The organism is Sorangium sp. KYC3313 (assembly GCF_052075895.1).
GTDB classification, from domain to species: Bacteria; Myxococcota_A; Polyangia; order Polyangiales; family Polyangiaceae; genus Sorangium; species Sorangium cellulosum_B.
This window is the reverse complement of sequence record NZ_CP197255.1, coordinates 2,988,782-3,014,634: the sequence shown is the minus strand read 5'-3', so window position 1 is coordinate 3,014,634 and position 25,853 is coordinate 2,988,782. Positions and strand designations below refer to the sequence as shown.

Annotated in this window: 19 protein-coding genes; 5 read left to right on the top strand and 14 right to left on the bottom strand. The window is 70.7% G+C overall.

All coding sequences use genetic code 11. From position 1 onward, the window contains the following. Positions 1 to 2 precede the first annotated feature (2 nt). Positions 3 to 1,211: an STAS domain-containing protein gene (locus tag ACSRUE_RS11845; RefSeq protein ID WP_441291094.1), complete on the bottom strand. Its 1,209-nt coding sequence runs from the start codon at positions 1,209 to 1,211 to the stop codon at positions 3 to 5. Positions 1,212 to 1,417: 206 nt separating this feature from the next. Further along, positions 1,418 to 1,801, bottom strand: a complete 384-nt coding sequence (locus tag ACSRUE_RS11840; RefSeq protein ID WP_437764254.1) for a hypothetical protein — start codon at positions 1,799 to 1,801, stop codon at positions 1,418 to 1,420. 460 nt (positions 1,802 to 2,261) lie between these two features. On the opposite strand from ACSRUE_RS11840, the gene ACSRUE_RS11835 reads away from it, so the two are divergent. Continuing rightward, positions 2,262 to 4,148, top strand: a complete 1,887-nt coding sequence (locus tag ACSRUE_RS11835; protein ID WP_441291093.1) for an APC family permease — start codon at positions 2,262 to 2,264, stop codon at positions 4,146 to 4,148. 109 nt (positions 4,149 to 4,257) lie between these two features. Here ACSRUE_RS11835 and ACSRUE_RS11830 read toward each other — a convergent pair whose 3' ends face one another. Further along, positions 4,258 to 5,217 (bottom strand): gluconeogenesis factor YvcK family protein, encoded by a 960-nt coding sequence (locus ACSRUE_RS11830; protein ID WP_441291092.1) that lies wholly within the window; start codon positions 5,215 to 5,217, stop codon positions 4,258 to 4,260. 45 nt (positions 5,218 to 5,262) lie between these two features. After that, positions 5,263 to 5,562 (bottom strand): DNA methyltransferase, encoded by a 300-nt coding sequence (locus tag ACSRUE_RS11825; protein ID WP_437769960.1) that lies wholly within the window; start codon positions 5,560 to 5,562, stop codon positions 5,263 to 5,265. 1,274 nt (positions 5,563 to 6,836) lie between these two features. Between ACSRUE_RS11825 and ACSRUE_RS11820 the strand changes: the two genes are divergently transcribed. Beyond that, positions 6,837 to 7,724, top strand: a complete 888-nt coding sequence (locus tag ACSRUE_RS11820; protein ID WP_441293079.1) for a hypothetical protein — start codon at positions 6,837 to 6,839, stop codon at positions 7,722 to 7,724. Between the two features lie 184 nt (positions 7,725 to 7,908). Here ACSRUE_RS11820 and ACSRUE_RS11815 read toward each other — a convergent pair whose 3' ends face one another. After that, on the bottom strand, positions 7,909 to 8,829 hold the full coding sequence (locus ACSRUE_RS11815) for a transposase (protein ID WP_441291091.1): 921 nt from the start codon (positions 8,827 to 8,829) through the stop codon (positions 7,909 to 7,911). 463 nt (positions 8,830 to 9,292) lie between these two features. Here ACSRUE_RS11815 and ACSRUE_RS11810 point away from each other — a divergent pair, with 463 nt between their 5' ends. Beyond that, positions 9,293 to 9,805, top strand: coding sequence for a hypothetical protein (locus ACSRUE_RS11810; RefSeq protein WP_441291090.1), 513 nt, complete (start codon positions 9,293 to 9,295; stop codon positions 9,803 to 9,805). A 207-nt stretch (positions 9,806 to 10,012) separates the two neighbouring features. Next, positions 10,013 to 11,887 (top strand): hypothetical protein, encoded by a 1,875-nt coding sequence (locus tag ACSRUE_RS11805; RefSeq protein ID WP_441291089.1) that lies wholly within the window; start codon positions 10,013 to 10,015, stop codon positions 11,885 to 11,887. A 61-nt stretch (positions 11,888 to 11,948) separates the two neighbouring features. Here the strand turns inward: ACSRUE_RS11805 and ACSRUE_RS11800 are convergent, their stop codons facing one another. The 7 genes from ACSRUE_RS11800 to ACSRUE_RS11770 form a co-directional block, all read right to left on the bottom strand. Continuing rightward, complete coding sequence (locus ACSRUE_RS11800; protein WP_437764248.1) at positions 11,949 to 12,809, bottom strand: hypothetical protein; 861 nt, start codon at positions 12,807 to 12,809, stop codon at positions 11,949 to 11,951. A 139-nt stretch (positions 12,810 to 12,948) separates the two neighbouring features. Further along, a complete protein-coding gene (locus tag ACSRUE_RS11795; RefSeq protein WP_437764247.1) occupies positions 12,949 to 14,184 on the bottom strand; it encodes a hypothetical protein in 1,236 nt (411 codons plus the stop codon). An 845-nt stretch (positions 14,185 to 15,029) separates the two neighbouring features. Next, complete coding sequence (locus tag ACSRUE_RS11790; RefSeq protein ID WP_441291088.1) at positions 15,030 to 16,280, bottom strand: serine/threonine-protein kinase; 1,251 nt, start codon at positions 16,278 to 16,280, stop codon at positions 15,030 to 15,032. 236 nt (positions 16,281 to 16,516) lie between these two features. Then, on the bottom strand, positions 16,517 to 18,268 hold the full coding sequence (locus ACSRUE_RS11785) for an ABC transporter permease (RefSeq protein WP_441291087.1): 1,752 nt from the start codon (positions 18,266 to 18,268) through the stop codon (positions 16,517 to 16,519). Beyond that, positions 18,265 to 19,509 (bottom strand): ATP-binding cassette domain-containing protein, encoded by a 1,245-nt coding sequence (locus tag ACSRUE_RS11780; RefSeq protein ID WP_441291086.1) that lies wholly within the window; start codon positions 19,507 to 19,509, stop codon positions 18,265 to 18,267. Before ACSRUE_RS11780 ends, ACSRUE_RS11785 begins: the two co-directional genes overlap by 4 nt. After that, entirely contained in the window at positions 19,506 to 21,644 is a 2,139-nt protein-coding gene (locus ACSRUE_RS11775; RefSeq protein WP_441291085.1) for a hypothetical protein, read from the bottom strand. Before ACSRUE_RS11775 ends, ACSRUE_RS11780 begins: the two co-directional genes overlap by 4 nt. After that, positions 21,641 to 22,705: an AAA family ATPase gene (locus ACSRUE_RS11770; protein WP_437764242.1), complete on the bottom strand. Its 1,065-nt coding sequence runs from the start codon at positions 22,703 to 22,705 to the stop codon at positions 21,641 to 21,643. The genes ACSRUE_RS11775 and ACSRUE_RS11770 overlap by 4 nt, the downstream gene beginning before the upstream one ends. A gap of 89 nt (positions 22,706 to 22,794) precedes the next feature. On the opposite strand from ACSRUE_RS11770, the gene ACSRUE_RS11765 reads away from it, so the two are divergent. Then, positions 22,795 to 23,328 carry a hypothetical protein gene (locus tag ACSRUE_RS11765; protein ID WP_441291084.1) on the top strand — a complete coding sequence of 178 codons (534 nt, stop codon included), beginning with the start codon at positions 22,795 to 22,797 and terminating at the stop codon, positions 23,326 to 23,328. 96 nt (positions 23,329 to 23,424) lie between these two features. On the opposite strand, the gene cysK is transcribed toward ACSRUE_RS11765, so the two are convergent. Both cysK and ACSRUE_RS11755 read right to left on the bottom strand, forming a co-directional pair. Next, the gene (gene cysK, locus ACSRUE_RS11760) at positions 23,425 to 24,381 is read right to left on the bottom strand and encodes a cysteine synthase A (protein ID WP_437764240.1); all 957 of its coding nucleotides are present in this window, start codon (positions 24,379 to 24,381) and stop codon (positions 23,425 to 23,427) included. A gap of 51 nt (positions 24,382 to 24,432) precedes the next feature. Next, positions 24,433 to 25,503, bottom strand: a complete 1,071-nt coding sequence (locus tag ACSRUE_RS11755; RefSeq protein ID WP_441291083.1) for a sulfate/molybdate ABC transporter ATP-binding protein — start codon at positions 25,501 to 25,503, stop codon at positions 24,433 to 24,435. Between the last annotated feature and the right edge of the window lie 350 nt (positions 25,504 to 25,853).

Below are 25,853 nucleotides of genomic sequence, written 5' to 3'. Positions count from 1 at the left end.
GGTCAGCCCCGCGCCCGCAGGCCGGGCGTCGCAGCGCCGCTGTGCGGGGGGCTTTCCGGGCGGGTCATGCTCCGGATCGCATGCTGGAGCGCCGCGCGAAGGTTGCGCTGCGTGTTGAGCTGCGAGAGGTCGAGCCCGAGCGCGACCATCGTCTGCGCGACGTTCGGCTTGATGCCCGCGACGATCCCGTCGGCCCCGAGCAGACGGATCGCCGTGACGAGCTCGATCAGGTGGCTCGCGACCTTCGTGTCGACCACCTCGACGCCCGTCAGGTCGAGGATCGCGAAGCGCGCCTGCTTCTCCACGATCTTCGAGAGCAGGCTGTCCATCACGTCGGCGGTGCGCATGCTGTCGACCGTCCCCACCATCGGCAGCGTGAGCACGCCGTCCCAGACCTCGATGATCGGCGTGGAGAGATCGCGAATGACCTTCTGCTGCGCCTCGATCTGCTGCAGCTGGGCGCGCAGCTCCTCCTCCGTGCGCCTGGACGCCGAGATGTCGAGCGCCAGCCCGAGCGCGCCGCACACGGCCCCTCCGCGCTCGTCCTGGAGCGGGATGATCCAGTTGTCCCAGTAAACGCCGAAGGCGTCGGTGCGGAAGCCGCGCACCTCCCCGTCGAACCATTGGCGCAGATCCGCGGCGGAGAGGTGGATGCCAGTCGTTTCTGGCTTGTCCGCATAGATGTCGAACCAGCTGGCCCCGACGAGCTGCCCGGGCTTGAGCCCGGCGGCCCCGAGCCCCTTGCCTCCGTGATAGAAACAGACTCCATCCCTGTCGATCGCCCAGAGCACCATGTTGTCCACGTGCTCGGCGAGGCTGTCCAGCATGCGCGCCTTGTTACGGAGGGTCCCCAGCTCCTTGTCATCACTCTCGGAGGTCGGCTGGAGCGACCCGAAGACCGCGCTGCGATCGGGCGAACGCTTCGCGTTGCACAACAGCGGACGGTACGCCCCGCGCGCGTCGCGAAGGCGGACGCGAAAGGAGACAGGTTCACCGGTCTGCTCGAGGTTCGTCCACGCCGCGAGCAGCGCTGCGCGATCCTCCGGGTGAGCGAGCTCTGCGAACGTCACTCCCCCCTGGCTCGCAGGGCCGATGACCTCCCGCAAGGCATCGTTCTCGTGGAGCAGTCCGCCCGCCGTCGAGGCGACGAACAGCAGCTCAGGACAGCAGGCGAAGAACTCCGCGAACAGGGCGTCTGAAGTAACATTCATCACACGAGCACTCTCCCTGGAGCTCAGAGAGGCAGCAGGGTATCGCACGCGACGCTCTCGGGGGAAGACACTCGGCTGCAGCGGCTCATGGCGACGGGGGCACGTACGACGACATCTACAACGACGTACGAGAGAGGACGACAATACGCGCAGCGCCGGCTACAGGCGGGCGAGCGCCCCTGCGCGCGCCGCAGCGCGTCTCCGGCTCAGGCCCTCGACGACGCCCGGTACGAGTCGGACACGACCTTCTTTGCAAAGTCGATGATCGGCTCCCTGGGGACGTTCTGGATCGCGTACTTGACCGCGTAGCCGCCGGCGAGGAGCGTGAGCTGGCGCAGGATCCTCGAGCTGGCGAGCACGCCAATCGCAAACGCCGCTCCGCCGATCGCGATCGGCACGACGTACGGGACATCCTTGACCTTGGTCTGGATGTCCTTGGCGAACTTCAGCAGCATGTCGAGGCTCACCGCGCCCTCGCCGCCCTGCGTCTGCTGTGCGCCAGGCTCGTGCGAGCCGGACTCCCGCGAGCCGCCCTCGTGAATCCCATTCTTGTACTCACCCGAAGTGTACTGGTCATTACCGATGCTCATAGCGCTCTACCTCGTCCTGAGATGATGAGCCACGGAAGTGGCGATAGCCCCCGGCGCCATGCGAAGCACATACCAGCAGCGAGCGCCGGGGTGGCCGGGGCGCAGCACGCGTGAGCCCGCGCGGCTCGCGCGGCAGCGGGCGAGCCGCTTGCTCCAGCGGCGAACGCGCTCGCACGCCTGCGCGACCGCCTGCGATGAGGCAACTTGGCCGGGCGTGGCAAATGATCCCACCTCGATCGGCTCACACGTTATCGGCTCGCATCGGAGGAGAGGCTGGCCGTGCAAACCTCGAACGCGGCGGGCTCCACCCACGCTCATGCAGGCGACGCTCGTGCTCGATCAGCACCGCTGACGAGCGCTCGGCGCGAGCCTGGAGCACCGGTTGCACGCTGCCGCTCCGAGCGACGCGCGCGCGACGGCGCTCGCTCCCGGCACACGCCTTGCGTGAGCTGCCTCACCCATGTCGCTCATGACGGTGCTGTTCGGCCGGCGGCTGGCCTCGGATGAAGAGGAGAAAGAACAGATCGGCCCGCTCTCCGGCATCTCGGTCCTGGGCCTCGATGCGCTCGCTTCCGCGTCGTACGGCCCCGAGGCGGCGCTCACCGTGCTCATCCCCCTCGGCGCGCTCGGCGTCCACTACATCGTGCCGCTCAGCGCCTTGGTCATCGGGCTGCTCGCGATCGTCTACGTATCGTACCGCCAGACGATCGCCGCGTACCCGAACGGCGGCGGCTCGTACATCGTCGCGAAGGAGAACCTCGGCACGCGCGCCGGCCTCGTCGCGGCGGCGGCGCTGCTCATCGACTACGTGCTCAACGTCGCGGTCGCCGTCTCCGCGGGGGTGGGCGCGCTGGTCTCCGCGGTGCCCGCGCTCCTGCCCCACACCCTGGGTCTCTGCCTCGCCGTCCTCACCCTGCTCACCGCGGCGAACCTGCGCGGGCTCCGCACCGCAGGCCTCGTGTTCCTGGCGCCGACGTACGCATTCCTCGGCTGTCTCTTCGCGGTGATCGGGATCGGGATCGGGAAGACGATCCTCCACGGAGGGCACCCGCCGCCCGTGGTCGCGCCGCCCTCGCTGCCGGTCGCGCTCGGGACCGCGAGCCTGGCGCTCCTCTGCCACTCTTTCGCGAGCGGGTGCACCGCGATGACCGGCGTGGAAGCGGTGAGCAACGGCGTCCCTGCCTTTCGCAAGCCGAGCAGCGAGCAGGCGCGCCGGACGCTCTCGTACATCGTCGCCTCGCTCGGCATCCTGCTTGCCGGGATCGCGATCCTCGCGCGGGCGTACGGCATCACCGCCACCGAGCCCGGCAAGAGCGGCTATCAGAGCATCGTCTCGCAGATCGTGGGCGCTGTCGTGGGGCGCGGCCCGTTCTACTACGTGACCCTGGCCGCCGTGGTGGCGGTGCTCATGCTCTCGGCCAACACCAGCTTCGCCGACTTCCCGCGCCTCTGCCAGCTCCTCGCGCTCGATCGCTTCCTGCCCGAGCCCTTCATCCACCGCGGCAGGCGCCTCGCCTTCTCGTACGGCATCGGCGTCCTCGCCGGGCTCTCGGCCCTCCTGCTGGTCGTCTTCCAGGGCATCACCGACGCCCTCATCCCGCTCTTCGCGGTGGGCGCGTTCCTCGCCTTCACGATGTCGCAGGCGGGGATGACCGCGCACTGGCGCAGGGTCGGCGGCGCGCGCTCCCGGCTCCACCTCGCCGTCAACGCGACCGGCGCCACGGCCACGGCCGCCACGCTCGTCGTCATCATCGTCTCGAAGTTCACCGAGGGGGCGTGGATCTCGACCCTGCTCCTGCTCGGGGCCTTTCTCATCTTCTGCAATGTGCGACGCCACTACAAGCATATCGACGAGGCGGTTCGCGCCCGCGCGCCGCTCGACCTCACCCCACCTCCGCCGCCGATCGTGGTGGTCCCGATCAGGCGCTGGGACCTCGTGGCGCAGAAGGGGCTCCGCTTCGCGCTCCGCCTCTCGCCCGAGGTCTACGCGCTCCAGGTGCTCCTCGACGACCCTCGCGTCGAGGACCTGAGCGGCGAATGGCACCATCTGGTGGAGGAGCCCGCGAAGGAGAAGGGGGTACCGGCGCCGCGGCTTTCGGTGGTGCGGTCCCGCTACCGGCGGCTCTTCAGGCCGCTGCTCCGCTTCGTCACCACCCTCGCGCGCGCCCACCCGGACCGGCAGGTGGCGGTCGTCGTACCCGAGGTGGTCGAGTCACGCTGGTACCATTACCTGCTCCACAACCACACGGCGTCGATCCTCAAATGGCTCCTTCTCTTCCGGGGCGGGAAGGGCATCGTGATCGTCAACACGCCTTTTTATCTGCCCGACGAACCGGAGACCGCCTGATCGTCGTGCGCGGCCGCGCCGGCCTGAGGCCGCCCGGCCGACGCGGCAGCGCCGCGCCCCGGGTGGCCGTCGAGCGTAGGGCCAGGCGCAGCGGAGCCGGGCCCGGGCCTCACCACCACGAGCGCTGGCGGGCGAGCGAGACGATCGCGGCGGAGAGCTTGTGCGGGTCGTGGCGAATCAGCTTGCCGCCGAACAGCAGGTCCGCGGGGACGAGGAGGTCGGAGGCGAGCGGTTTGTCCGGCGAGGTCACGACCGGCTCAGAGCCGGCGGAGGCGTACTCCGCGAGGCCCTCGGAGGGCCAGACATCGTTGACCAGCACCGCGTCGAGCCGGGCCTCGCCGAGGTACATGGCGATGGTCCCCACGAAGTCCTCGACCGAGTAGCCGGGGGTCTCGTTGGGCTTCGTCATCAGGTTGCACACGAACATCGCGCGGGCGCGGCTCGCCGCGATGGCCTCGCGCACGCCCTTGACCAGGAGGTTCGGCACGAGGCTCGTGTAGAGATCTCCCGGCCCGAGGATGATGAGATCGGCTTCCGCGATCGCGTCGAGCGCCGCTGGATACGCCTGGGCCTCGGGATCCAGATAGACGGAGAGCACCGGCGCATCGAGCATATCGGAGAGGTTGTCAATCGACGCTTCGCCGCGGATGGTCCGGTCGTTCTCGAGGTGCATCACGAGATCGACGTGATCCATCGTGACCGGGAGGACGCGGTTCTTGACGGAGAAGATCTCGTGCAGGCGCTCGACCGTGAGGGGGAGCGAGCCGGTGATCTCCTGCACCGCGGTGAATATCAGGTTGCGCAGGGTGTGCCCGCCGAGGCTGCCCGAGCGGAAGCGGTGGCCGAGCAGCTCCTTCAGCGCTTCCGGGTGCTCGGACAGGGCGACGAGGCAACGCGTGAAGTCGCCTGGCGGCAGGAGGCCGTACTCGTCCCGGAGCCTGCCGGAGCTCCCGCCCGAGTCCATCATGGTCACGATCGCGGTGATGCGGACGCTCAGGTCACGCAGGCCGGTGAGGAGCGTGTAATGGCCCGTCCCTCCTCCCACGGTCACGATCTTCGGCGTCGCCATGGGGGAGCAGGCTACCATGCGGACGAGCTGGGCCGATACCGACCGTCAGGCCGCCGAGATCTCGACGCGCGGCTGCGGCGCGCACTTCGCGAGGCGGCGCGACGCGACGGCGTGGTACGTGGGCGCGATCTCGGCGCTGTAGCAGCGCCTCCCTGCGGTGAAGGCCGCCACCGCGACCGAGCAGAGCCCCCCGAATGGCTCCCAGACGACATCGCCTGGATCGGACGATGCGCGGATGATGCGATCGAGCAGCTTGAGGGGCTTCTGGTTGCCGTGGATCGACCGTGTGTCCTCCTTGAAGCGTTCGGGGCCGCGGACCGCGGGCTCGTGCCAGACGTTGGTCACGCCGACCTCGCAATGGAATTTGGCTCTCAGGGTAGCCCATTCCTCGCCCGTCAACGGCCGCTTGCCATCGACCGAGAAGTAGGGTCGCCCCTCGGGGCGGCCGTGCGCGTTCGCGAAGGCGGCGATCTGCTCGAACGCCGAGGCCGGGGGGTAATACCAGAGGTGGCAGCGGGTGAAGTACTTCCTCGTGGCCGCGTTCTTCACGCCGCACGCCTCGTTCGTCTGGCGCAGGGGGAGGCCCGAGCGCTCCCATTCATGCCGCAGCCAGGTCTTGAGAGGCAGCCGCACGCCGGCGCTCTCCAGGAGGACCTTGCGCACGTACTGCACGCACACCTCGCTCACCACGGGGAACTTGCGCAGCGTCCGGGTGTTCGCGTTGCCCGCGATGTGAGCGATTCCCTTGTCCCAGACGTGGCAGGTCCGGTACTCCCAGCCGTGCTGCTCGAGCAGCGGGTGCACCGTCGCCCAGCCGATCTCCGTCCCCCAGAACCAGAGGGTGGCGGACGGCAAGGCGCGCTCCGACCAGACGGCGACGTGGGGCGCGTACCACGCGGCGAGCCCGTCGTGCGTCGGGGGATCGCCGGGAAAACCGGATACGCCATAAGCACCGTCGGAGACAATCACGGTGGGTCTCGGCCAGGAGGCGTAGTGCTCCAGCGCGTCGCCGAGCGTCAGGGTGGGGTGGAGGTGGGTCGATGCGCGCTTCACGGGGGGCACGCGGCCATCCAATCGAACTGCGCGGATCTGTCAACAAAACGGCGGAGTTCGGCCGCGGCGAGCCGGCCCGCCCGCGCGCCACGCGCCACGCGGCGCGGGCGGGGCGCGCTTCGCCAGCGCGTCGGGCGCGAGCCAAGCGCGAGCCCCGAGCGCCCGGGAGGCCGATCCGTACGACATCGCCGCCCTCCGGTCGACGTCGGCGTCGGGCGCAACGTCGGTCGCGTCGGTCGGCGTCGTCGGGCGCAACGTCGGTCGCGTCGGGCGCAACGTCGGTCGCGTCGGGCGACGTGGGCGCAACGTCGGTCGCGACGGTCGGCGTCGGGCGCCGCGACGGCCGCGCCGTCTCTGTACCTGCCGTGATCCCCGCGCCGCCGCCGCGCCGCCCTGCGGTAGGCATCGACGCGCGGATCTACGAAGACGTGCACGGAGGTCGCCCCGAGGAGACAGCCTGTGGAAATGAGGGGAACACTCTCCGCGCAGGATCGCGCACGGCCCGTGTGCCGCCTTCGTGCCGGTGATTGAAGAGATCGTTCGTTCGGCGTATGTTCGGTGGCTTGGTGCGCAACTTCGCTTTGCCGGCGCTCTGCGGCGATGCCCGCGATGAGGCCGACACCGGTGTGACCAGCCTACGCGGGGCCATCGATTCCACACGGGAGGAAATCATGAATGCATTGAAGCGCATGAGCTCGAGAGCCGCTGTTCGCGCGCTCCCGGCCGTCGTTCTGGCCGGGGGGAGCCTGCTCGCGTCGCGCCCGGCAGAGGGCCAGACGGCCGGAGAGCCGGGTCATTTCCACTGGGCCGACACACTCGTGACCCACATCGCACCGGCAAACAACGAATATGGAAGCGGCACGACCTATGTTTACTGGGCCGGCGTCGGAGGAGCCACGGATTATCGGAGCCGCAGCCTGTGCGCGTCGTTCGTCACGAACGTCCTCAAGCAGGCCTATCAGCTGTCCGTCTACGACATCAGCACATGGTTCGGTAGCATGAGCCCGAACGCCGCGCTGTACCACGACAGGATCATCGAGGAGGTCGGCTTCGAGCAGATCGTGACGGTGAGCGAGATCGAGGCCGGCGATATCGTTGCGATCGAGTATCCGGCGGGGAGCACGGCGAGCGGGCACGTCGCCATCGCGGCAGGCGCTGCGGTGCCGCGCACGGCGACCAATCCGGTCGTCACGGGGACAATCCAGTATTCGCTCCTCGTCCTCGACTCGAGCACCACGGGCCACGGGACAACCGACACCCGGCGCAACGCGGACGGCTCCTGGCACGCGGGTGTTGGCAGGGGTGTCATGCGCCTCTATGCCAACGGCAACGGGACGATCGTGGGACACGCCTGGAGCACGCAATCGGGATCGACATACTATGGGACGCAAGTGCGCGATATCGTCGTCGGCCGGATCATGGAGCCGTATACCGAGCTCCCTTTACCGTTGTAGCGACGCGCACGGAACGCCCGCGCCTCCTCGACCACCAGGCCGACTCACGCAATCCCGGCGCCCTTGACGTGTAGTTTCACACGAAAACCAGGTGCGCTTTCATGCACGCGAACGGAGGGCGTCTGCCGCCCACTCGCCCTCGTTCAGCAGCCCATGTGCCGCGTCGGCATCCCGATCGTTCCTTTTACGACACGAGCGGCTCATCGTTCACGGCCACGCCATGGAATACGCGCATCCACCACGTTTCTGCCGGAAACACCACGCTGCGCAGCCCTGCACGCCATCGTTGAAGCGCCTCGCGGTACGCTACGCGAAATGCCCGGACAGCGGCGACCGCGGTCCTTCGTGCGTCTGCATGTCCTCTCCCCACCGCAAACGTTGGATTGAGGCCGCGAGGCGCCTCGAAGCTCGTCGCGCGAGCGTCGGGCGACACCGCGCATGCGCGCTCGGGGCCGAGGAAACCGCGGCCAGTTCGATGCATCGCGGCGTGCGCCTCGGCTTCCTTCCGCTCCAGCTCCGCCGCCACCTCGCGCCGAAAGGCGTCCGCGTCATCATCCGCCACTGCTGGCGGAAGCGAGATCGCAATGGCGGCGTCCTCGGGCCATGCGGAATTGCTCGAAGCAAAGTAGACGTCAGGACGCCTCGCCCGCAGCTCGCCGCGGCCGATTTCGTTGACGAGCACCTTCGCACCCGGCCATTCCTTCGCACGTCGCACCAACCCCGCCTCCACCGGGTTCGCCAGTGAATATGAAATCTTTTCCACCACGGCCGCCCGCGTCAAGAGGCGAACAACGCTGGTCGCTTCGTGGCCCCAGACCGGCCCCTCCCAGGTTCGGAGCACCTTGGTCCCCAGCGCCACGAGGCGATGAAACAGCTGCAGGAATCGCGGAAGCACGCCTTCTACGTCAGTGACGACGATGTGCATGTGCGTGGACATGGCGCACAATGCATGCAGACGAATGCCGTAGCGCCTGGCCGAAACCGCGAGTGCATAGGTGATCAGCTGAGTAATCGCGGCATCCGGTCGGAAGAGGAGGTGTCGTCGCAACGCGCGTCGCGTGAGGAGATAGGTGGCACCTGCAACGATTGCGCGAGGCTGGCTCATGGCTGCCGACGATGCCAAACGCGTGCCGGGGCTTGCGGTCAATGATTTCGCGCACTTGAATCTTCGAGATCCTGGCGGCTACTGTTTTCCGCTGGCGCCCGCCATGGCCTAGGCCTGGGACCGCCTCGTAATCGGGTCTCACCACCGAGGCAACGTCGGTCAGACTGGCCGGGCCGGCAGACCGGCAACGTCGGTCAGGTCGACAGTCAACGGCAACGTCGGTCAGCCCCGCCGGTCAGCCCCGCCGCAACGTCGGTCAGGTCGACAGTCAACGGCAACGTCGGTCAGCCCCGCAGTCCGGCACGGGCCCAACAGGGGCCTCCGTTTCCGGTGGCACGAGCCCAACAGGGGCCTCCGTTTCCGGTTGACATCTGGCACGGCGCATGGATCAACCACATTGCGCGCGTTCATGGTTGTCGACCTCGTGCGATGCTCTCGCCCGCCATGCTGCTGGAGAACTCCCATGCACCGACCCCTCCTCGCCCAAGGCCTCGTGCTGTCGCTCTCGCCGTTCGGGTGCTCTACTAGCCCGGAAATTCCTGAAGCGTACGGCATGGCGGTCATGACCGTGAACGGGGAGAGCTTGGTGCTTGACACGGGGGATAGCGGCAAGCTGCCTGTCGCCGGATTCGACGACAGCTGGGACGTTGACTGCTCCCGCCTCAATGGCGAAACCAATTTGGAGCTGGCGGATCACTCGAAGGACAGGAGGGGCTTCTACTACCTCGATCTCCATCTGCTCGACAGCAAGCGCAAGGGCGGCGACGCTGCTGTCGTGAACATGCGAATGTACGTCGACGATGCGCTTTTCTATGGCTCTTGCCACGCGACGCTCCGGACATCGTCCGAGGACTCGCACGAATGCAAGTTCTCTTTCGCTGACTGTGGTCTGAACTTGCTCGGCGCTGCCCAGGACGTTGTCCCAGCGCGCCTCGAGTTCGCGTCATTCCACTTGAAATGGTGCTTTGTCCCGTGAGGGGGCGGAGCGCGATATGTCCGAGGATAGCTCCTCCGCGGCGCGTCGTGGCGCAAGACGACCGACGCCGCTCGACAGGGCGTCCCCACAGCGCGCGAGGCGCTCGCACCGGGCGCGGCGTCGGGCACAGCGCGCCGCAATGAGGCGTGGAGGAGCGCCCCGAAGCAGCTCTGGCCGGCGCGTCGGCCGGCAGGTACACCTCGATCCATGGTCGATGCGTCTCCCCGGCGGAGGTTCAGCGCCGCGTTCGTTCGGTGGTCTCGCCGCGTCCGGCGGCGGCTCGCGCTCGATCTGGTCCTCACCGGCGCCGCCGCTGGGATGATGCTCGGCGCGGTAGGCGCGGCGGTCGCCTGGCACATGCGGCAAGGCGCGCTGCGCCCCTGGATGGCCGCGGGCGGCCTGCTCGGCGCCGTGGCTGGCGCGGCGGTGGCGCGCCGGCGCCGGTGGACTGACCCGAACGTCGCGTTGTTTCTCGACGGCAAGCTCGGCTCCGCCGAGTCGGTCTCCACGGCCGTCGAGCTCGCAGCAGCCCAGGACGCGGCGGACGGCGCGCCCGGTGCCAGCGCATCCGCGGCCCGCGACGTGGTGTTCGCCCACGCGGCCGCGGCCCTCGATGCCGCGACCGCCCGGCAGGTCCGCACGCCCCTGTGGCGGCGCTGGCATACCGGAGCGCCCCTCGCGGCAGCGGCCATTGGCTATCTCAGCTGGCTTCCCCTGCCACCTGCGCCCGCCGCAGCAGCGCCCCCGCCCGGGGCCGAGCAGGTACGCCTCGCCGAGATCGCCGGCCTCGGGCGGGTGGTCCAGCTTTCCGAGATCGACGCCCGGGACGCAGAGCAACGCGATCGGCTGAAAAAGCTCTCGGACGACGCGAAGAGGCTCCGCGAAAAGCTGAAGAGCGGCGTCGAGCGCCGCGAAGCGCAGGCCGAGCTCGGCAGGCTCCGCGACGCGATCACGGCCGAGCGGCTATCGCTCGGCGAGGGCGAGCAGCGTCATGGGATGGAGTCGGCGCTCGGCAAGCTCGGAGAAGACCCTCAGCTGAAGCGGGCTGCGAAGGCGCTCGGCGATCGCGACCTCGTGGCGTTCGACGAGGAGATGGCGCGGCTCGCGAACAAGCTCGAACGGGACGACCGCGAACGGGCGAGGAAGGTGCTCGAGGAGGCGACCGAAGCCGCCAGGAGGGCCGGCGCCCCCGGCGTGGCGAAGGCGCTCGAGGAACAGCGCAAGCTGCTGGATCAGCGCGGCAAGCAGGCCGACGCGCTGAGGGAGCTGGCGGAAGCGCTCGGCGACGGACTGGGCGACGAGGGGCGCGACGCGCTCCGCGAGCTCGCCCGGACCGGCAGCGACCGCGACGCGCGGCGGCTTGCTGGCAGCCTCGAGAAGGCGCTCGAACAATTGAGCCCCGAGGAGCGCGAGCGGCTCGCCGACCGCTTGAAGCAGCGGATGACGCAGTCCCCCGAGAGCGCGCTCGGAGAGCCCATGTCGAAGGAGCAGATGCGCGAGCTCGCGCGGCAGCTCGAGACGCCGGACGGACAGCGGCAGCTCGAGGAACAGCTGCGCCAGATGGCCCAGGAGGGCAGCCCGGGCAGCGAGGAATCGAAGCGCCAACGAGCGCTCGACGATGCACAGCGCGGGGCGGGCGAGGCCGAGGGGCAGCTCGGGGGGACGCCGCTCCCGGTGCCGATCGCAGGCGGGTCAGGCCAACCCGGGTCAGGCCAACCGGGGTTGGGCGGCCAGGAGCGCGGACAGGGCGGGCAGCAGGGCTCGTCGGGGGGTGGGGCCGGCAAGCAGGGGTCGGCGCAGCCAGGTCACTCGGAGGGCGGCGGCTCGGGCAGCCACGAAGGGCAGACGGGCGCGATCGCCGGGGGTGAGCTGCGCTCACGCGCCAGCGCGAGGCTCAACCCGGGTAGGCCGATGCCCGGGATCGTGACGGGCCGAGCAGCCGGGCGCGCCGGAGACACCGCCAACGTGCGCGGCGAGAGCGCGCTCGGTGTCGTGGGTCCCCAGGAGGTCGGCGGTGTCGAGCGCAGCGATGTCCCCGAAGAGTACCGCGAGCAGGTAGGCCGTTACTTCCAGCCGCGCTGAGTCCGGGGACGAGACGTGGAGCGCGCAGCGCCGACCAGCCTAGCTCTACCCCGCAGTCGCGCTAGAAGCTCGCGCCCAGCACCAGGCCGTTCGCCTCCGCGCTCACGAAGGGCGCGGCATACAGCCGGGGGAGCCCGGCCTTCGGGACCGGCGTGCGGCTCGACGTGGAGAACGCGTACAAGGCCGTCCCCGCGAGCACCACGCCGCCGCCGAGGAAGCTCCAGAACGAGACGTTGGCGAGCGTGGTCTGGGCGTCGCGCAGGTCGGTGCGCCTCGCGCTGCCGAACGGCTCCGTCGCTGCGGACTCGCCCTTTGCCGTGGAGAGGATCGCGAAGGTCACGCCCGACGCGAGCCCGAGCAGCCCGACGGCCCCGCCCGCGACCACCAGCGGAATGTTCGGGCCCGAATCGAGGCTGAGGGCGATGCTCTGGTCCGAGCCCCTCGCCACGAGCAGCGACGTCGATGTCCTGGCGCCAGCGCGGCGTGCCTCGATCGTGCGCTTGCCGGGATCGACGAACACCTGGGTTTCGAGGGGCGAATGCCCGACGACCTTGCCGTCGACCAGCACCTCGGCGTCGTCGACGTTCACGCTGATGCGAAGCGCGCCGACCTGCGACCTGGCGATGGCGAGGCGCTTCTGCAGGAAGCTCTTCTTCTCGGCCTTCTCGCCGAGCGGAAAGATATTGAGCGCGTACAGGAGGTGCTCGGCCGCCTCGCGGGGCTGGTTCACCTCCAGCTCGACGTTCCCCAGGTTGCCGGCCACGTCAAAGCTCTGCTGGAGATCCCACGCCGCCTGATAACGCGCCTCGGCCTCGGCGAATCGCGCTTCATCGTAGAACCTGTTTCCCTCCCGGTAGAGCTGCGCGGCGCGCTCGCCCGCGCGCGACGTCGCAGGCGCGGCGTCGGTCGGAGAGTTCGGCATCAGCCGAGCCTCTCCGGTCGCGCTCGCGACGCTCGGCCCCAGAAGAACCGCCGCGCACGGGAGGAGTAGAGACAGGTATTTCAAGAATGGCTTTCGCATGGTGGCTGGCGGGAGGAATGCAATCCGGAGAGGCGACGCCTCAGGGGAACGGACGCGGCGGAGCGGTCGTCCCCGGGGGCGTTGTGGGCGACGCAGAGGGCGCGGACGGCGGGACCGGGGGTGGGAGCGGAGGGCTCACAGCCAAGTCGTAGATGTCGTCCGCCGCCGTCGAAGGCTTGACGGGGCGCCTCACCTGCGCAGCAGGGCGCGGTGATGACGGACGGGCAGCGACCGTGGCCGCGGAGTGGGCGGGCGGCGAGCTCGGCTCCGCCGTGGGCGATACCGTCGGAACCTCGGGCGCGGCGGGAACGGGTCGCTCTGCGATGGGCGGCAGCTCGATCGCCACCGGGGGCGGATGTTCGGGCTGCGCGCTCGGGGTGGGCGTCGCGAGGCCTGCGGGATCGGGCGTGGGAGCGCGGCCGCCCTCGGCCAGCGCCGGATCCTGCTCGCTCGTCGGATTGGCGGCGCGCCATAGCACCCAGAAGCCTGCGACCGTCGCGCTCCCCAGAAACACGAGCAACGCGAAGAGCGCCAGCGGGGCCCGGCGGCGGCGCGCCGCGAGCACCGCCGCGGCGGCCGCTGCGGTCACCGCGGTGTCGTCGGACCGCGCCGCGGTCGGCTGCAGCCCCGCTCGAGGCGCGCTGGCTGCTGGCGGGGAAACGGCCGCTGCGATCGGCCGCTGCTTCCGGGACGACTGCCCGCGCGAGCCGGACGACTCGTCTTCGGGCGGCGGCCAGACGCCGCTGCCCACACCAACGTGGGCCGTGCGGACGCCACCGGGACGCGCGCCGCCCTGCCCATCGGGAGCACCGGTCGGGGGGCCCGGCAACCCCTGCACAGGGATCCTGCGCATCGTCGGCCGGTTCCGTTCGTCGACGCCCTTCAACAGCGACGGGGCTACCTGGATCTTCTGCTGATCCATCGCCTGGTGCGCTCGGTTGGGAGGCAGCGTGACCGGAGGAACATACACCTGCTTGTCGCTCGGCCCCGCCTCGCGATCCTGGCGGCGCCGCGGCCTGGGCTCGCCCCACTGCACCATCCGCTCCGCGGGCGGCGCTGCGGGGCCGGTGTTTCCTTCTTCGGGTCTGCGGCGCGGCTCCTGCGTGAGCGCTCGCTGTTGCGCCGGTGAGGGGTGCTCTTGCGATGCAAAATTCGGCGTGTCGTACCCGCGCGGCGGCTGCTGCGGCAGCGTCGGTTGCTGCGGCGCGGCGTCGCCCGCAGCGCCTTGAGCCGCCGGCTGCCCTGGCGAGCTCTTGTTCGCGTTCCTGTTGGTCATGCCTGCCCCTCTCGCCACGCGCAAAAGGCGTGCTGCTGCCCCACGTGAGCAGCAGTGCATCGAGCCCCCGGTACAAGACGCCGCGCTGTCATGGGCGCGCTCCCGAGGTGATCTGCCTCGACCGCTGCACCGCAGACGGCGTGGCGGATGCCACGGCAGCGCTCCGACGAGCCCGGGGGCGCCGGAGGCCAGCGTCGAACGTGCGCTGGTCCGCGCACGGTACCTCGGAGCTCGCTCGGGGACAGGGCCACGGCATGGACCCGAAGATACTCCACCCGGCCGCCTCCACCACGCACCCAAGCGTCACCACCCCCTCCGGAGCGATGCCAAGGTCGCTCCATGGCAGGGCGCGGGCATCGGGAGCCGCCGCCGTCACGGACGTGACTGCGGCGGCTCCCGATGCCCGAAGGCGCCGGTGTCGCGGACCATGACGTCGCGCGAGGCGCGGCTCCGCGGGTCGACGGCGCGCAAAGTTGACCCTGGCCACCTTCTTGCTTCCGCACCGAACCACGCGCGTGTTGTCCAATACTGCGCCGCCAAACTTCCCGCGTGCTACGACATCGATTTTTTGCACCCATCCAGCATCCACGGTCCACGGTCCGCACCCAGGTTGAGCTGCCGAGCTGCCTTCTGGCCCGCACCCAGGTTGAGCTGCCTCGTGGCCCGCACCCAGGTTGACCTCCACCGCGAGGTTGACCAGGTTGGTTGACCCCTCCGAGGTTGACCCTTCCGACCCAGGTTGCCCTCTCAGCGCCGGCGCTCCCATTCCGCAGCCCGCATCGTAGCGGGTTCGTCACGCCGGGTGACGTTCCTGGCATCCGCGGCGACGACGCCGTACCCGCCCGTCAGCCCAGGAAGCTCACCAGCAGCGCCAGGGTGAAGCCGAAGAGCACCACGCTCACCACCAGCAATCCCATGGCCGCCCAGCTGGCCTGAGCGCGCGCGGGCCGTCGCGCGCGCCGCGACCTGCTTCTGTGCGCCTCCGAGGCGCGCTGCGGCGCAGCCCCTGGGGCGGGCCGCGCTGCCATGTCCGGCGCCATGAGGCCGAACGCCTTCACGGTCGCGCTCAACGTCGGTGGGAGCACCGGCGCCCGGACCGGCGGCAGCGTCAGCGGCGCCGTGCGCTGCCAGTACGACCCGGACGGCATGACCGACCCACCTTCCACCCCTCCCGAAAGCCACGCGGCGATGCGCGACAGCTCCGCCGCGAACGCCGCTGCGTCAGGAAAACGGAGCTCCGGGCTCTTCTCCAGCGCCCTCATGATCGCGCGGTCGAGCTCCGGCGGCACCGGTCGTGGCGCGTGGCTCGACGGCGGCGCGGGGACCTCGCTCGCGTGGGCGCGCACGAGCTCGTGGACGCGCCTCACATGCTCGAACGGATCGCGACCGGCGACCAGCGTGTAGAGCACCACGCCGGCCGCATACACGTCGGTGCGCGCATCGACGGCGAGCCCGCAAGCCTGCTCGGGCGAGAGATAGCGCGGCGTACCGACGAGCACCCCCTCCTCCGTCTGATAGAGCGACGGCGCCGGCGCGCGCCCATCGCCGCGCGGAGCGACCACCTTGGCGATCCCGAAGTCGAGCACCTTCACCACGCGCCGACCCTGCGCATCCGCGTCGCACACGAAGAGGTTCTCGAGCTTCACGTCGCGGTGAACGATGCCCGCGCCGTGCGCCGCGGCGAGGCCCGCCAGCGTCTGCGTCACGAGATCGAGCGCCTCCACCGCCGGCAGCGCGCCGCGCGCCGCGAGCTCCTCGCGCATCGTCCGGCCATAGAGCCGCTCCATGACGAGGAACGTCCTCCCCTCGGCGGTCCGCCCGAAATCGGTGACGATCACCAGGTTCGGGTGGGCGAGCCGCGCCAGCGACTGCGCCTCGACGCGCATCCGCTCCACGAGCCGCGGCTCGCGGTTCAGGTCGCGGTGCAAGAGCTTCACCACCACCGGCTTGTCGAGGCCCACGTGCGCCGCCTCGATCACCTCGCCCATTCCCCCTCGCCCGAGCCGGCGCACGGGCCGGTACGGCGTTCCCTCCAGCAGGGTATCGCTCAGCTCAGGCGCCGCGCATCGGCAGTCTTCGTGCGAAGGCAAGGCCATCCTCTGCGGGTCGAGGTGGTGCCGCCGTCGTCACACGACGCGAGGAATCGAGATCCCCTCTCGCTCCCGGACCTCGAGCGCGCGAGCGCTCTTTTCACACGCTCACCACGGGATGCTCAAGATTTCGACAGATCCGCGCGCAGCGCATCCTGACGCATTCCCCGGTCGCGTTCCAAATTTCCACACAAAGAGACGTGCGCGTACGATTTCGGAGCGCGCCGCGATCACGCCCGTGATCAGGCGGCGGTGCCCGCGGCGCTCCCTGGCTCCGCGTGCTCGGGCGTGGTCGCGTGCGGCGGCGCTGCTGCCTGCTCCGCCGCGAGCGCCGCCTCGTCTTCCCGGGCGAGGAGCGCGTCCGTCTCGGTGAAGGCGGCCTCGCGTTGCGCGACCACGGCAGCGCAGCGCGCGCGGGCCGCGGCGAGCAGGCCGAGCCCGACGGCGACCCAGCCAGCTGCGGCCGTGTACCCGGCGGCGAGGACAGACCCCGCGTCGCCCTGATCGGCCTTGGAGAGCATCACGAACGCATAGAACGGCGACGGGGCCGCGACGAGGAGAGCGCTCTCGCTCGTGTCGAGCTCCGCGACGAGGCCGGCGATGGCGGCGACGATCCATGGGCCGACCGCGATCGTGAAGAGCAGCGTCAGGAGCAGCGCCCGCGTGACCAGGGGCGAGGCGATCCGCGCGCGAAGGAACGCGCCGAGCCCGACGAGGAACACGTAGACGGCGAGCGCGTAGACGGCGACGTGCTGGACCTGCTGCGCATGGATCGCCGGCATCGGGACGGGCGCGCCGAGGCTCAGCCGGTGCCCGACGACCCAGAGCGCGGCGATGGCGGGGACCCCCACCGCGAGGAGGAGGTACGCCGAGCGCATCACGCCGGGGCCGAAGAAGCGACGCAGCCGGCTGGCGCGGCTCCGAGCCCAGTGAACCTCGACGCGGCGCGATGGGCCGATCGGCTCTCCGGCAAAGAGGAACACGCAGAAGATCAGAAACGAGAGCGCCGCGCACACGCCCGCGACGATCGCGGGCAGGCGATCGGAGGCGTCCACCGAGAACGCCGGCACCGCGACGGCGGCGGTCGCCACGGGCGCGCAGACCGCGAACCACGTCTTCAGCCCGGAGGAGCGGTCGTCGCTCTCGCTCGTGAGGTTCGCGACGGTCACCTGGTACAGGAACCACGCGGGCACGCCGATCGCCGCGATCGGCAGGAGGATCAGGAAGAGCACGTAATCGAGGCCGAGCGGCGCGCGCTGGTAGGCGATCGGGAGCCAGATGGGCGGCCCCTCGGGCACCTCCGGCCAGGCCAGGTGGGCCGCGTACGAGAGCCCCGAGCCACCCGCCGAGAACAGGCCGATCGACAGCGGGAATGCGAGCAGCAGCGTGACGAGGATCGCCGCGCGCAGGCTCCCCATCTTCGAGCTGATCGCCAGGCCGAAGGCCACGCTGAGCAGCGCGATCAAGAAGAGGAACAGGAAGGCGATCACCACCTCCATCGCGGCGATCCCGCCGAACAGGAACGGCAGCGCCCCGACCGGCGCGAGCATCACCACGTACATCGAGATCGCCGTGTAAGCGGCGAGGAACTTGCCTCGCGCGATCTCGCCGGGCGGGATGCCCGTCAGGAGCACCGCCTCCCAGGTGCGCCCCTCGCGCTCCGAAGCGATGCTGTTCGCGGCGACCGCCGGCCCGACCAGCGCCACGACGAAGTACGCGAGCGAGAAGAAGACCTGGAACAGGATCACGCCCGTCTTCGCGGGCGCGATTTCCTTCGCCGCGATGCCGCCGATGGCCGTCACGAGCAGCGCCATCAGCACGGCCAGCACGAGCAGGATGATCGGCGTGCGGGCGAGGCGCGCCGCCTGCTTGAGCTCGCGGATCCAGATCGGGTTCGGCTCGCGCAGGACGTGCCCCACGCGATGCCGCGCTCGATCGACGAGCCGCCGCGACGCCGGACCGGCGGGCGGCGATGTGCCAGTCTGCACGCTCACTGCACCTCTCCTTGCGTGACCTCCAGGAAGATCCTCTCGAGCTCATTGCGCTCCGGCTCGACGCCGATCACGCCGACGCCGCTGCGCACGAGGTGCTGCACGATCTCGGCGATCTTCACGTCGGTGCCCACGTAACCGACGTGCACGGCTCCGGCGACGATGTCGACGTCGGTGATCCCCGGCCCGCCCCTGACCAGGAAGGCCGCTGCCTCCGGATCGCCGAGGACCCGCACCTTGACCTTGCGCCGGGAGATCTGCGAGAGCGCCGGATAGGCCGCCTGCCCCGCGCTCGCCGGCGCAGCGGCGTGCGGCGCGTGCTGGCCGTATCCGGGCGGCGGACCGCCGGCCTGCGAGCGATCGGCGGAGGCCGGATCCACGGGCGCGCCGTCGGGCGTGGCCGCCTCGGGTCCGTGGCGCGGCGGCGCGTGCCCGTGCGCCTGCGCCCCGTACGCGCCCGGCGCGGCGCCGTGGCGCGGCGGCGCGTGCCCGTGCGCCTGCGCCGCGCGCACCGCCTCGAGGCGCGCGGCGATCTCCCCGATCGGCCCGGCGACGACGAGGCGGCCCTTCTCGAGGATGCCGATCGACGTGCACACGTCGGAGAGCTCCGTGAGGATGTGCGACGAGAGGAAGATCGTCTTCCCCAGGCTCCGGAGCTCGAGCAAGAGATCGCGGATCTCGATGCGCGCGCGCGGATCGAGATCGCTCGCCGGCTCGTCCAGAATGAGGACCTTCGGATCGTGCAGCAGGATCCTCCCGAGCTGGAGGCGCTGCTTCATCCCCTTCGACATCGTGGCGACGATCCGGTCCTGGATCTTGCCGAGGTCGGTCAGCTCCAGGACGGCGTCGACCACGTCGAGCGACGGCACCCGGAAGGCGTCCGCGAAGAACTCGAGGTACTCGCGCACCGTGATCCTGTCGTAGACGCCGGCGTGATCCGGCATGTACCCGATGCTGCGGCGGACAGCCGCGGGGTCGATCGTCACGTCGACGCCGTCGATCTCGACCCGCCCCGCCATGGGCTCGAGCAGGGTCGCCATGACCCGGATCGTCGTCGTCTTGCCCGCGCCGTTCGGCCCGATGAAGCCGAAGATCTCGCCGGGGCCCACGTCGAAGGTGACGTCCTTCAGCACGTCGAGCGCGCCGAAGCGGTGCGAGAGGTGCCGGACGCGGATCGTCGGCCGAGGCCGCTCGATCTGCGCCGCGGCCGTGGAGGGCGGAGCGCCGCCGAGCGCCGCGCTCACGGCCGGCCTCCGTAGCCCACGACCCGCACGAGCACGCGGTCGCTGTCGATCCGCAACCCGGAGTCGCTCGCGCGCCCCTCGCCGCCGTCGAGCTGGCCGAACAGCACGGGCACGCCGACCGGGAACCAGTCGACCGATCCGCCCGCCGCCTCCTCGATCGCCAGCCACGCGGCGCCCAGCCCCGGCGCGTCGGGCTCGAGGAGCGGAGCCAGCAGCCTCCCGCCGAGGTCGTGGACGTCCATGCCGCCGACCCGCCGCCCGAAGCCCGCGTGCGAGAGCCAGCCCTGCCCCTCGCTCCGCGCCGCGAGATCGACCCCCGCGCGCGACGAGACCCTCTCCCCGTCGCCGATGCGGGCGAAGTAGCGGGCCGCGCCCTCCGGTAGCCACAGGACGCCGGCCCGGAGATCGCGGCCGCTCCGGTTGCTCACCACGACGTCGCCGCTCGGATCGGCGACGAGCGCGATGCCGTCCCCGAGCGACGCGGCCCCGTCCTCACGCACGATCACCGTCTGCCAGGGGAGCGCCGCGACCTTCGTCAGCCGCGCCCCGTCGCGATCCACGAGCAGCCGGTCGCGCCGCTCCGAGAGCTCGGCGGCCACCGCCGTGCTGATCACGCCGCTCGGGTCGGTCGTGCGGACCGTGAGCTCCTCCGCGCTGGCGACGAAGAAGCCCCGGAACCGGCGCACCGCCCCCTTCGTCATGCCGGCCCCCGCCTCGATCAGCGTGAGGTGGCGCGCCCGGCCGCGCACCCCCTTCGCGAGCAGGCCCACGCCGACGATCACCGCGAACGTGACCGCAGAGAGCACCGGCAGGTGCCAGAGCGCGCGGAGCGGCCTCCCCTGCCGCGCGGCGCGCGAGAAATTGATCGGACCGGCGAGCACCGCGTAAATGCAGAGCAGCAGCGCGGAGACCCCGATCGCCCAGCGGGAGCTCTCGTTCGGATCGAGCTCCCGCCGCACCGGATCGAGGTCGACGCCCATCGCATCCTCCCCCGGGCGGAAGGCGACCGTGGAGCGACGGTCGTAGGCTCGGCGAGCGAGATCGGCCACCCGGATCTTCACCCACGGGTCGCTGGCCGCGGGCGAGCGCGTGGGGTCGAACGCGAGCAGGTGCACCTCGCCGAGGCCGTAGAACGCCGAGCTGCCATACGCGCTCCCGCGCAGGTTGCCGCCCGACCAGCCGCAGAGCGACTCGGCCACCGCGGGGGTCGCGCTCGGCGCGGGCAGGAGCACGTTGCCCTGCTTGCCAAAGCCGCTGGAGCCGCCGGGCGGCGCGATCTCCGCGAGGGTGGGCGGCGCGATGGCCGCCCTCGCGACCTCGCCACCGACGAACGCCGCGAGCGTCGGGTGCCGCAGATCCTCGGGGCGGGCGACGGACAGCGCCAGCGTGCCGCCGGAGAGGACGAAGCCGGCGAGCGCCTCGAGCTCGGAGCCGCCCAGCCTGGACAGCGTGTCGGTGCGCATGAGCACGGCGTCCGCCGCGTTGTACAGGGCCGCCCGGTCGGGCAGCAGCGGGTCGCCGGTCGCGCTGTCGAAGCGAGGCTGCCCGACCCAGAGGACAGGGCTCGGCGTCCCCCCGGGCGCGCGGCTGGTCGATATGTACAGCGGCGCGATCGGCGCGTCGTGGAGGCCCCCGCGGAGCAGCGACCTCTCGCTGACGTCGAAGAGCACCACCGCGTGCTGCGAGGTCGACGGGAGCCCCTGCGACGACACCTGCGCTCCGCCCTCATCGAGCGCCCGCACCTGCACGTCGCCGAAAGGCGACACGTGCACCGGCACGCGCACGTCGACCGACGCGCCAGCCCCGACGGCGTACGGCGCCGACGCGACGAAGACGCGGTCATCGGAGTAGCGCTTCGACTCGACCTCGACCTCGCCCCTGGCCGCCCGGCCGCCGTAGTTCTGGACGCGCACGACGACCTGGTTCCAGCCCCAGGGCATCCCGCCGCTCGTCCCGAGCACAGGCGCCACGTCGACGACGAGCGCCGCCGCGGTCGACAGGGGCGGCGCCTGCCCGGACGCGGGCCCCGCCGAGAAGAGCGCCGCGAGCCACGCCGCCCCCGCAAGACCCCTCGCGCCTCTCCTCAGCGACCCGCTCCGGATCGCCTGCCCCCGCGGCTCCTGCACGCGTTTCATCGCCGGATCGCCTGCGCCACGGGCTCGGGCCGCGCCTCGATCGCGGAGAGGAGCGCCGCGATCACCTGATCGGTCGTGATCCCCTCCGCCTCGCCCTCGAAGGACCGGATCATCCGGTGGCGGAGCACCGGCTTCGCGACCCGCTGCACGTCGGCGAAGGCGACGTGCGCCCTTCCCTGGAGCAGCGCCGCGGCCTTCGCGGCCAGCACCAGCGACTGCGCGCCGCGCACGCCGGCGCCGAACCGGAGCGACCTCCGCACGATCTCGGGCGCCCCCTCGGCGGCCGGATCGCTCGCCCGGGTGAGCCGCGACGCGTACCGCATGACGGGCTCGGCGACCGCGATGTCGCGGCAGAGCGACCGCAGCGAGAGCACGTCGTCGCGGGTGAGCACCCGCGGCGGCGGCCCGCGATCGTGGCCCGTGGTCCGGGCGAGGATCTCGGTCATTTCATCCTCGGTCGGGCTCGGCACGAGCACCTTGAGCAGGAACCGATCGAGCTGCGCCTCCGGCAGCGGGTAGGTCCCTTCCATCTCGATCGGGTTCTCGGTCGCCAGCACGAAGAACGGCTCCTCCATCGCGTACCGCGTGCCCGCGATGGTGCACGCGTGCTCCTGCATGGCCTCGAGCAGCGCGCTCTGCGTCTTCGGCGTCGCCCGGTTGATCTCGTCGGCCAGGATCACCTGCCCGAAGATCGGCCCCTTGTGCAGCGAGAAGTGGCGCGAGCCGTCCGCCGCCGCGACGAGCACGTTCGTGCCCGTCACGTCGCTCGGCATGAGATCCGGGGTGAACTGGATGCGCGAGAACGCGAGATCCAGGCAGCCGGCGATGGTCCTGACGAGGAGCGTCTTGCCCAGCCCGGGCGCCCCCTCGAGGAGGACGTGCCCTCCCGCGAGGATCCCCCACAGCGTCTGCTCGATGACGTCGTCCTGCCCGACCACGGCCTGCCCGATCGCGTCTCGCAGCCGCGTGCTCGTCCGCTGGGCGAGCTCGAGCCTCGCCTCGAAGGACGCAGGGGCCGTGCCCTGACCGCCGTCAATACCCGCGCCTGATTCCGCCGCCATCTGGTCGCCCTCGGCCGACGACGATAGCCGGCCGCGCCCCGCGCGTCGATCGGAGCTCGCCATGCTATGTCTTGCGAAGGAGGATGCTTATGTTGACCTGTCGCCGTGGGCTCGCTTCGCACTGCCTCGCCGCGCGCACCGGCGCGGCGCTCACCGTGGCGCTGTCGCTCGGCGCGAGCGCCTGTACCGCGGTCATCGGCGAGCATGAGGTGGAGACCAAGTTCCTCGTGAAGCCCACCTCGCAGTCGACCTTCTCCGGATGGAGCGAGCTCTCCGTCTCGGAGGACCCGAGCTCCGTCGACAGGGCCGAGCTCATGTACATCCGGCTGGAAGCACGCGACGACAACGTGCCTGACCTGACCTTCCTCAAGAGCGTCTCCGCCTCGGCCGTCGTCGACGGCAAGTCGACCGTCGTCGCCAAGAAGGCGCCGATGCCTGCCGGGGAGCGCATCGTCCCGCTCGATCGGGTCTATCACGACGACATCCGGCCCTTCTTCTACAAGGACGACGAGAGCGGCGATTACACGGTGCACGTCGACTGGGAAGGCAAGGTCGATCTGACGAAGACGATCCCGCCCGAAGGGGTGTGGATGAAGGTCCTCGTCGCCGTCCGCATCGAGTGATCGAGGCCGCGAGACCGGCGGCGCCGCAGGCGCCCAGGAAGACGGAGTGCTTCTGCAGGGAAGGCGACCCGATGTGCGGCGGCCTTCCCTGGCGGGTCAGCGGGGCACGGCCGCGCGAGCGCAGCCGACGAGCTCCTTGAAGAGCGGCGAGGTGACGTACCGCTCCCCGCCGTCGGGGAGAATCACCACGATCCTCTTTCCCTGCATCTCGTCGCGCGCCGCGATCGACAGCGCCGCCGCCATCGCCGCCCCGCCGGAGATGCCGACGAGGATGCCCTCGGTCTTGGCGAGCCGGCGCGCGGCGTCGAACGACTCGTCCTCGGACACGGGCACCACCTCGTCGATGAGCTCGCGCCGGAGGATCTTCGGGACGAAACCCGCGCCGATGCCCTGGATCAGGTGCGCGCCCACGCGGCCGCCGCTCAGCACGGCCGCGTTCCTGGGCTCGACCGCGATCATCTTCACGCCCGGCTTCTTCTGCTTGAGCACCTCGCCCACGCCGGTGATCGTCCCGCCGGTCCCCACGCCGGCGACCACGACGTCGACCGTCCCGTCCGTGTCCTCCCAGATCTCGCGCGCGGTCGTCACGCGGTGCGCGGCGGGGTTCGCCGGGTTCTCGAACTGCTGGAGCATCACCGCGCCGGGCGTCTCTTCCACGATCTGGCGCGCCCGCGCGACGGCCTGCACCATGAGCGACCCGGGCGTCAGCAGCACCTCGACCCCGAACGCCCGGAGCAGCGCGATCCGCTCCGGGCTCATCGACTCGGGCATCGTGAGGATCAGCCGGTAGCCCTTGGCCGCGGCGATCATCGCCAGCGCGAGGCCCGTGTTGCCGCTCGTCGGCTCGACGAGGACGCTCCCGGCCTTCAGCTTGCCCTGCCGCTCCGCGTCCTCGACCATCGCGAGGCCGATGCGATCCTTGACGCTGCCGCCGGGGTTCCGGCTCTCGACCTTGCCGATCAGCTCGGCGCGCAGACCCTTGCCCGCAGAGCTCAGGCGGACGAGGGGGGTGCGCCCGATCGTCGCCGCGATGTCGTCGAAGATTGAAGCCACGTGCCGCCTCCCGTGGTGGCCGTTGGCCGGACGGGAGCGCCGGCCAGCGGGCTAGATGGAGTAATCTTGCACGAAGATCTTGGCGTCTCGGAGATTTACCAGCACCCTGTCCCCCTCGGACAGGCCGAGCTCGGCGACGCGATCCTTGGTCAGCTCGACGGAGAGCGGCTGGCCGTCGGAGAGGCGGAGCTCCGCCTTGACCATCCACCCGACCCGCGACAGCCGCTCGACGCGCGCGACGCTGGCGTCGTCGGCGGCAGGCGTCTTCGAGGAGTCGATCCGGGTGTGGACCTCGATGTCGTGCGGACGCACGAAGGCGTGCACGCTCGCGCCGTCGCCGGTCCCGGGGGGAGCGTGCACCGCGAGGGTCCCGAGCGCCGCCTGGCCGTCGCGCACCTCCCCCTTGAGCACGTTGATCGACCCGACGAAGCTCGCGACGAACTCGGTCGCCGGACGATCGTAGATCTCCTCCGGGGTGCCGATCTGCTCGACCCGCCCCTTGTGCAGCACGATGACCCGATCGGCGAGGTCCATCGCCTCTTCCTGGTCGTGGGTCACGAAGACGCTCGTGATCCCTCGCTCCTTGTGGAGCCTCCGGATCCACTCGCGCAGCTCGAGGCGGACCTTGGCGTCGAGCGCCCCGAACGGCTCGTCGAGCAGGAGCAGCGACGAGCCTGGCGCGAGCGCGCGCGCCAGCGCGACGCGCTGCCGCTGGCCGCCGGAGAGCTCGTGCGGGAGCCTGCCGCCGAGCCCGTCGAGCTGCACGAGGCTGAGGAGCTCGTCGACGGTGGCCGCGATCTCCTTCCGTGGCCGCTTCCGGATGCTGAGGCCGAAGCCGATGTTGTCGCGCACGCTCATGTGCCTGAACAGCGCGTAGTTCTGGAAGACGAAGCCGATGTTCCGGTCCTGGACGCGGGTGGTGGTCGCGTTCTTGCCGTTCAGGATGACCTCGCCGGAGTCGGGGCTCTCGAGCCCGGCGATGATGCGCAGGACGGTGCTCTTGCCACCTCCGCTCGGCCCGAGGAGCGCGACCAGCGCGCCGCTCTCGATCTCGAACGAGACGTCATCGACCACCTTGTTCGGACCGAACCGCTTCGTGAGCCGCTCGACAACAATTCCCATAAGCAACAGCTAGCCTTCCGACCCGTCTCGACCGCGCCTCGGACAGAAAAAGCGAGGGGCCCGAGCGCGCACCAGCGTCGCCCGCCGGGCGGGTAGGCGCAACCAGATTCAGAAATACACATCGGAAAGGTGGGCGTATTTGCAAGAAGCGTGGGGGGTGCTGTTGCAAGAGGGCTGACAGAGGGCAGGAAGCGCGGAGCCCGTGCTCAGGCCGCCCCCCTCCCGGGTCGGTCAGTCCTCAACCTCGGTCGGTCGGTCCTCAACCTCGGTCGGTCAGTCCTCAGTCCTCAGTCCTCAACCTCGGTCGGTCGGTCCTCAACCTCGGTCGGTCGGTCCTCAACCTCGGTCGG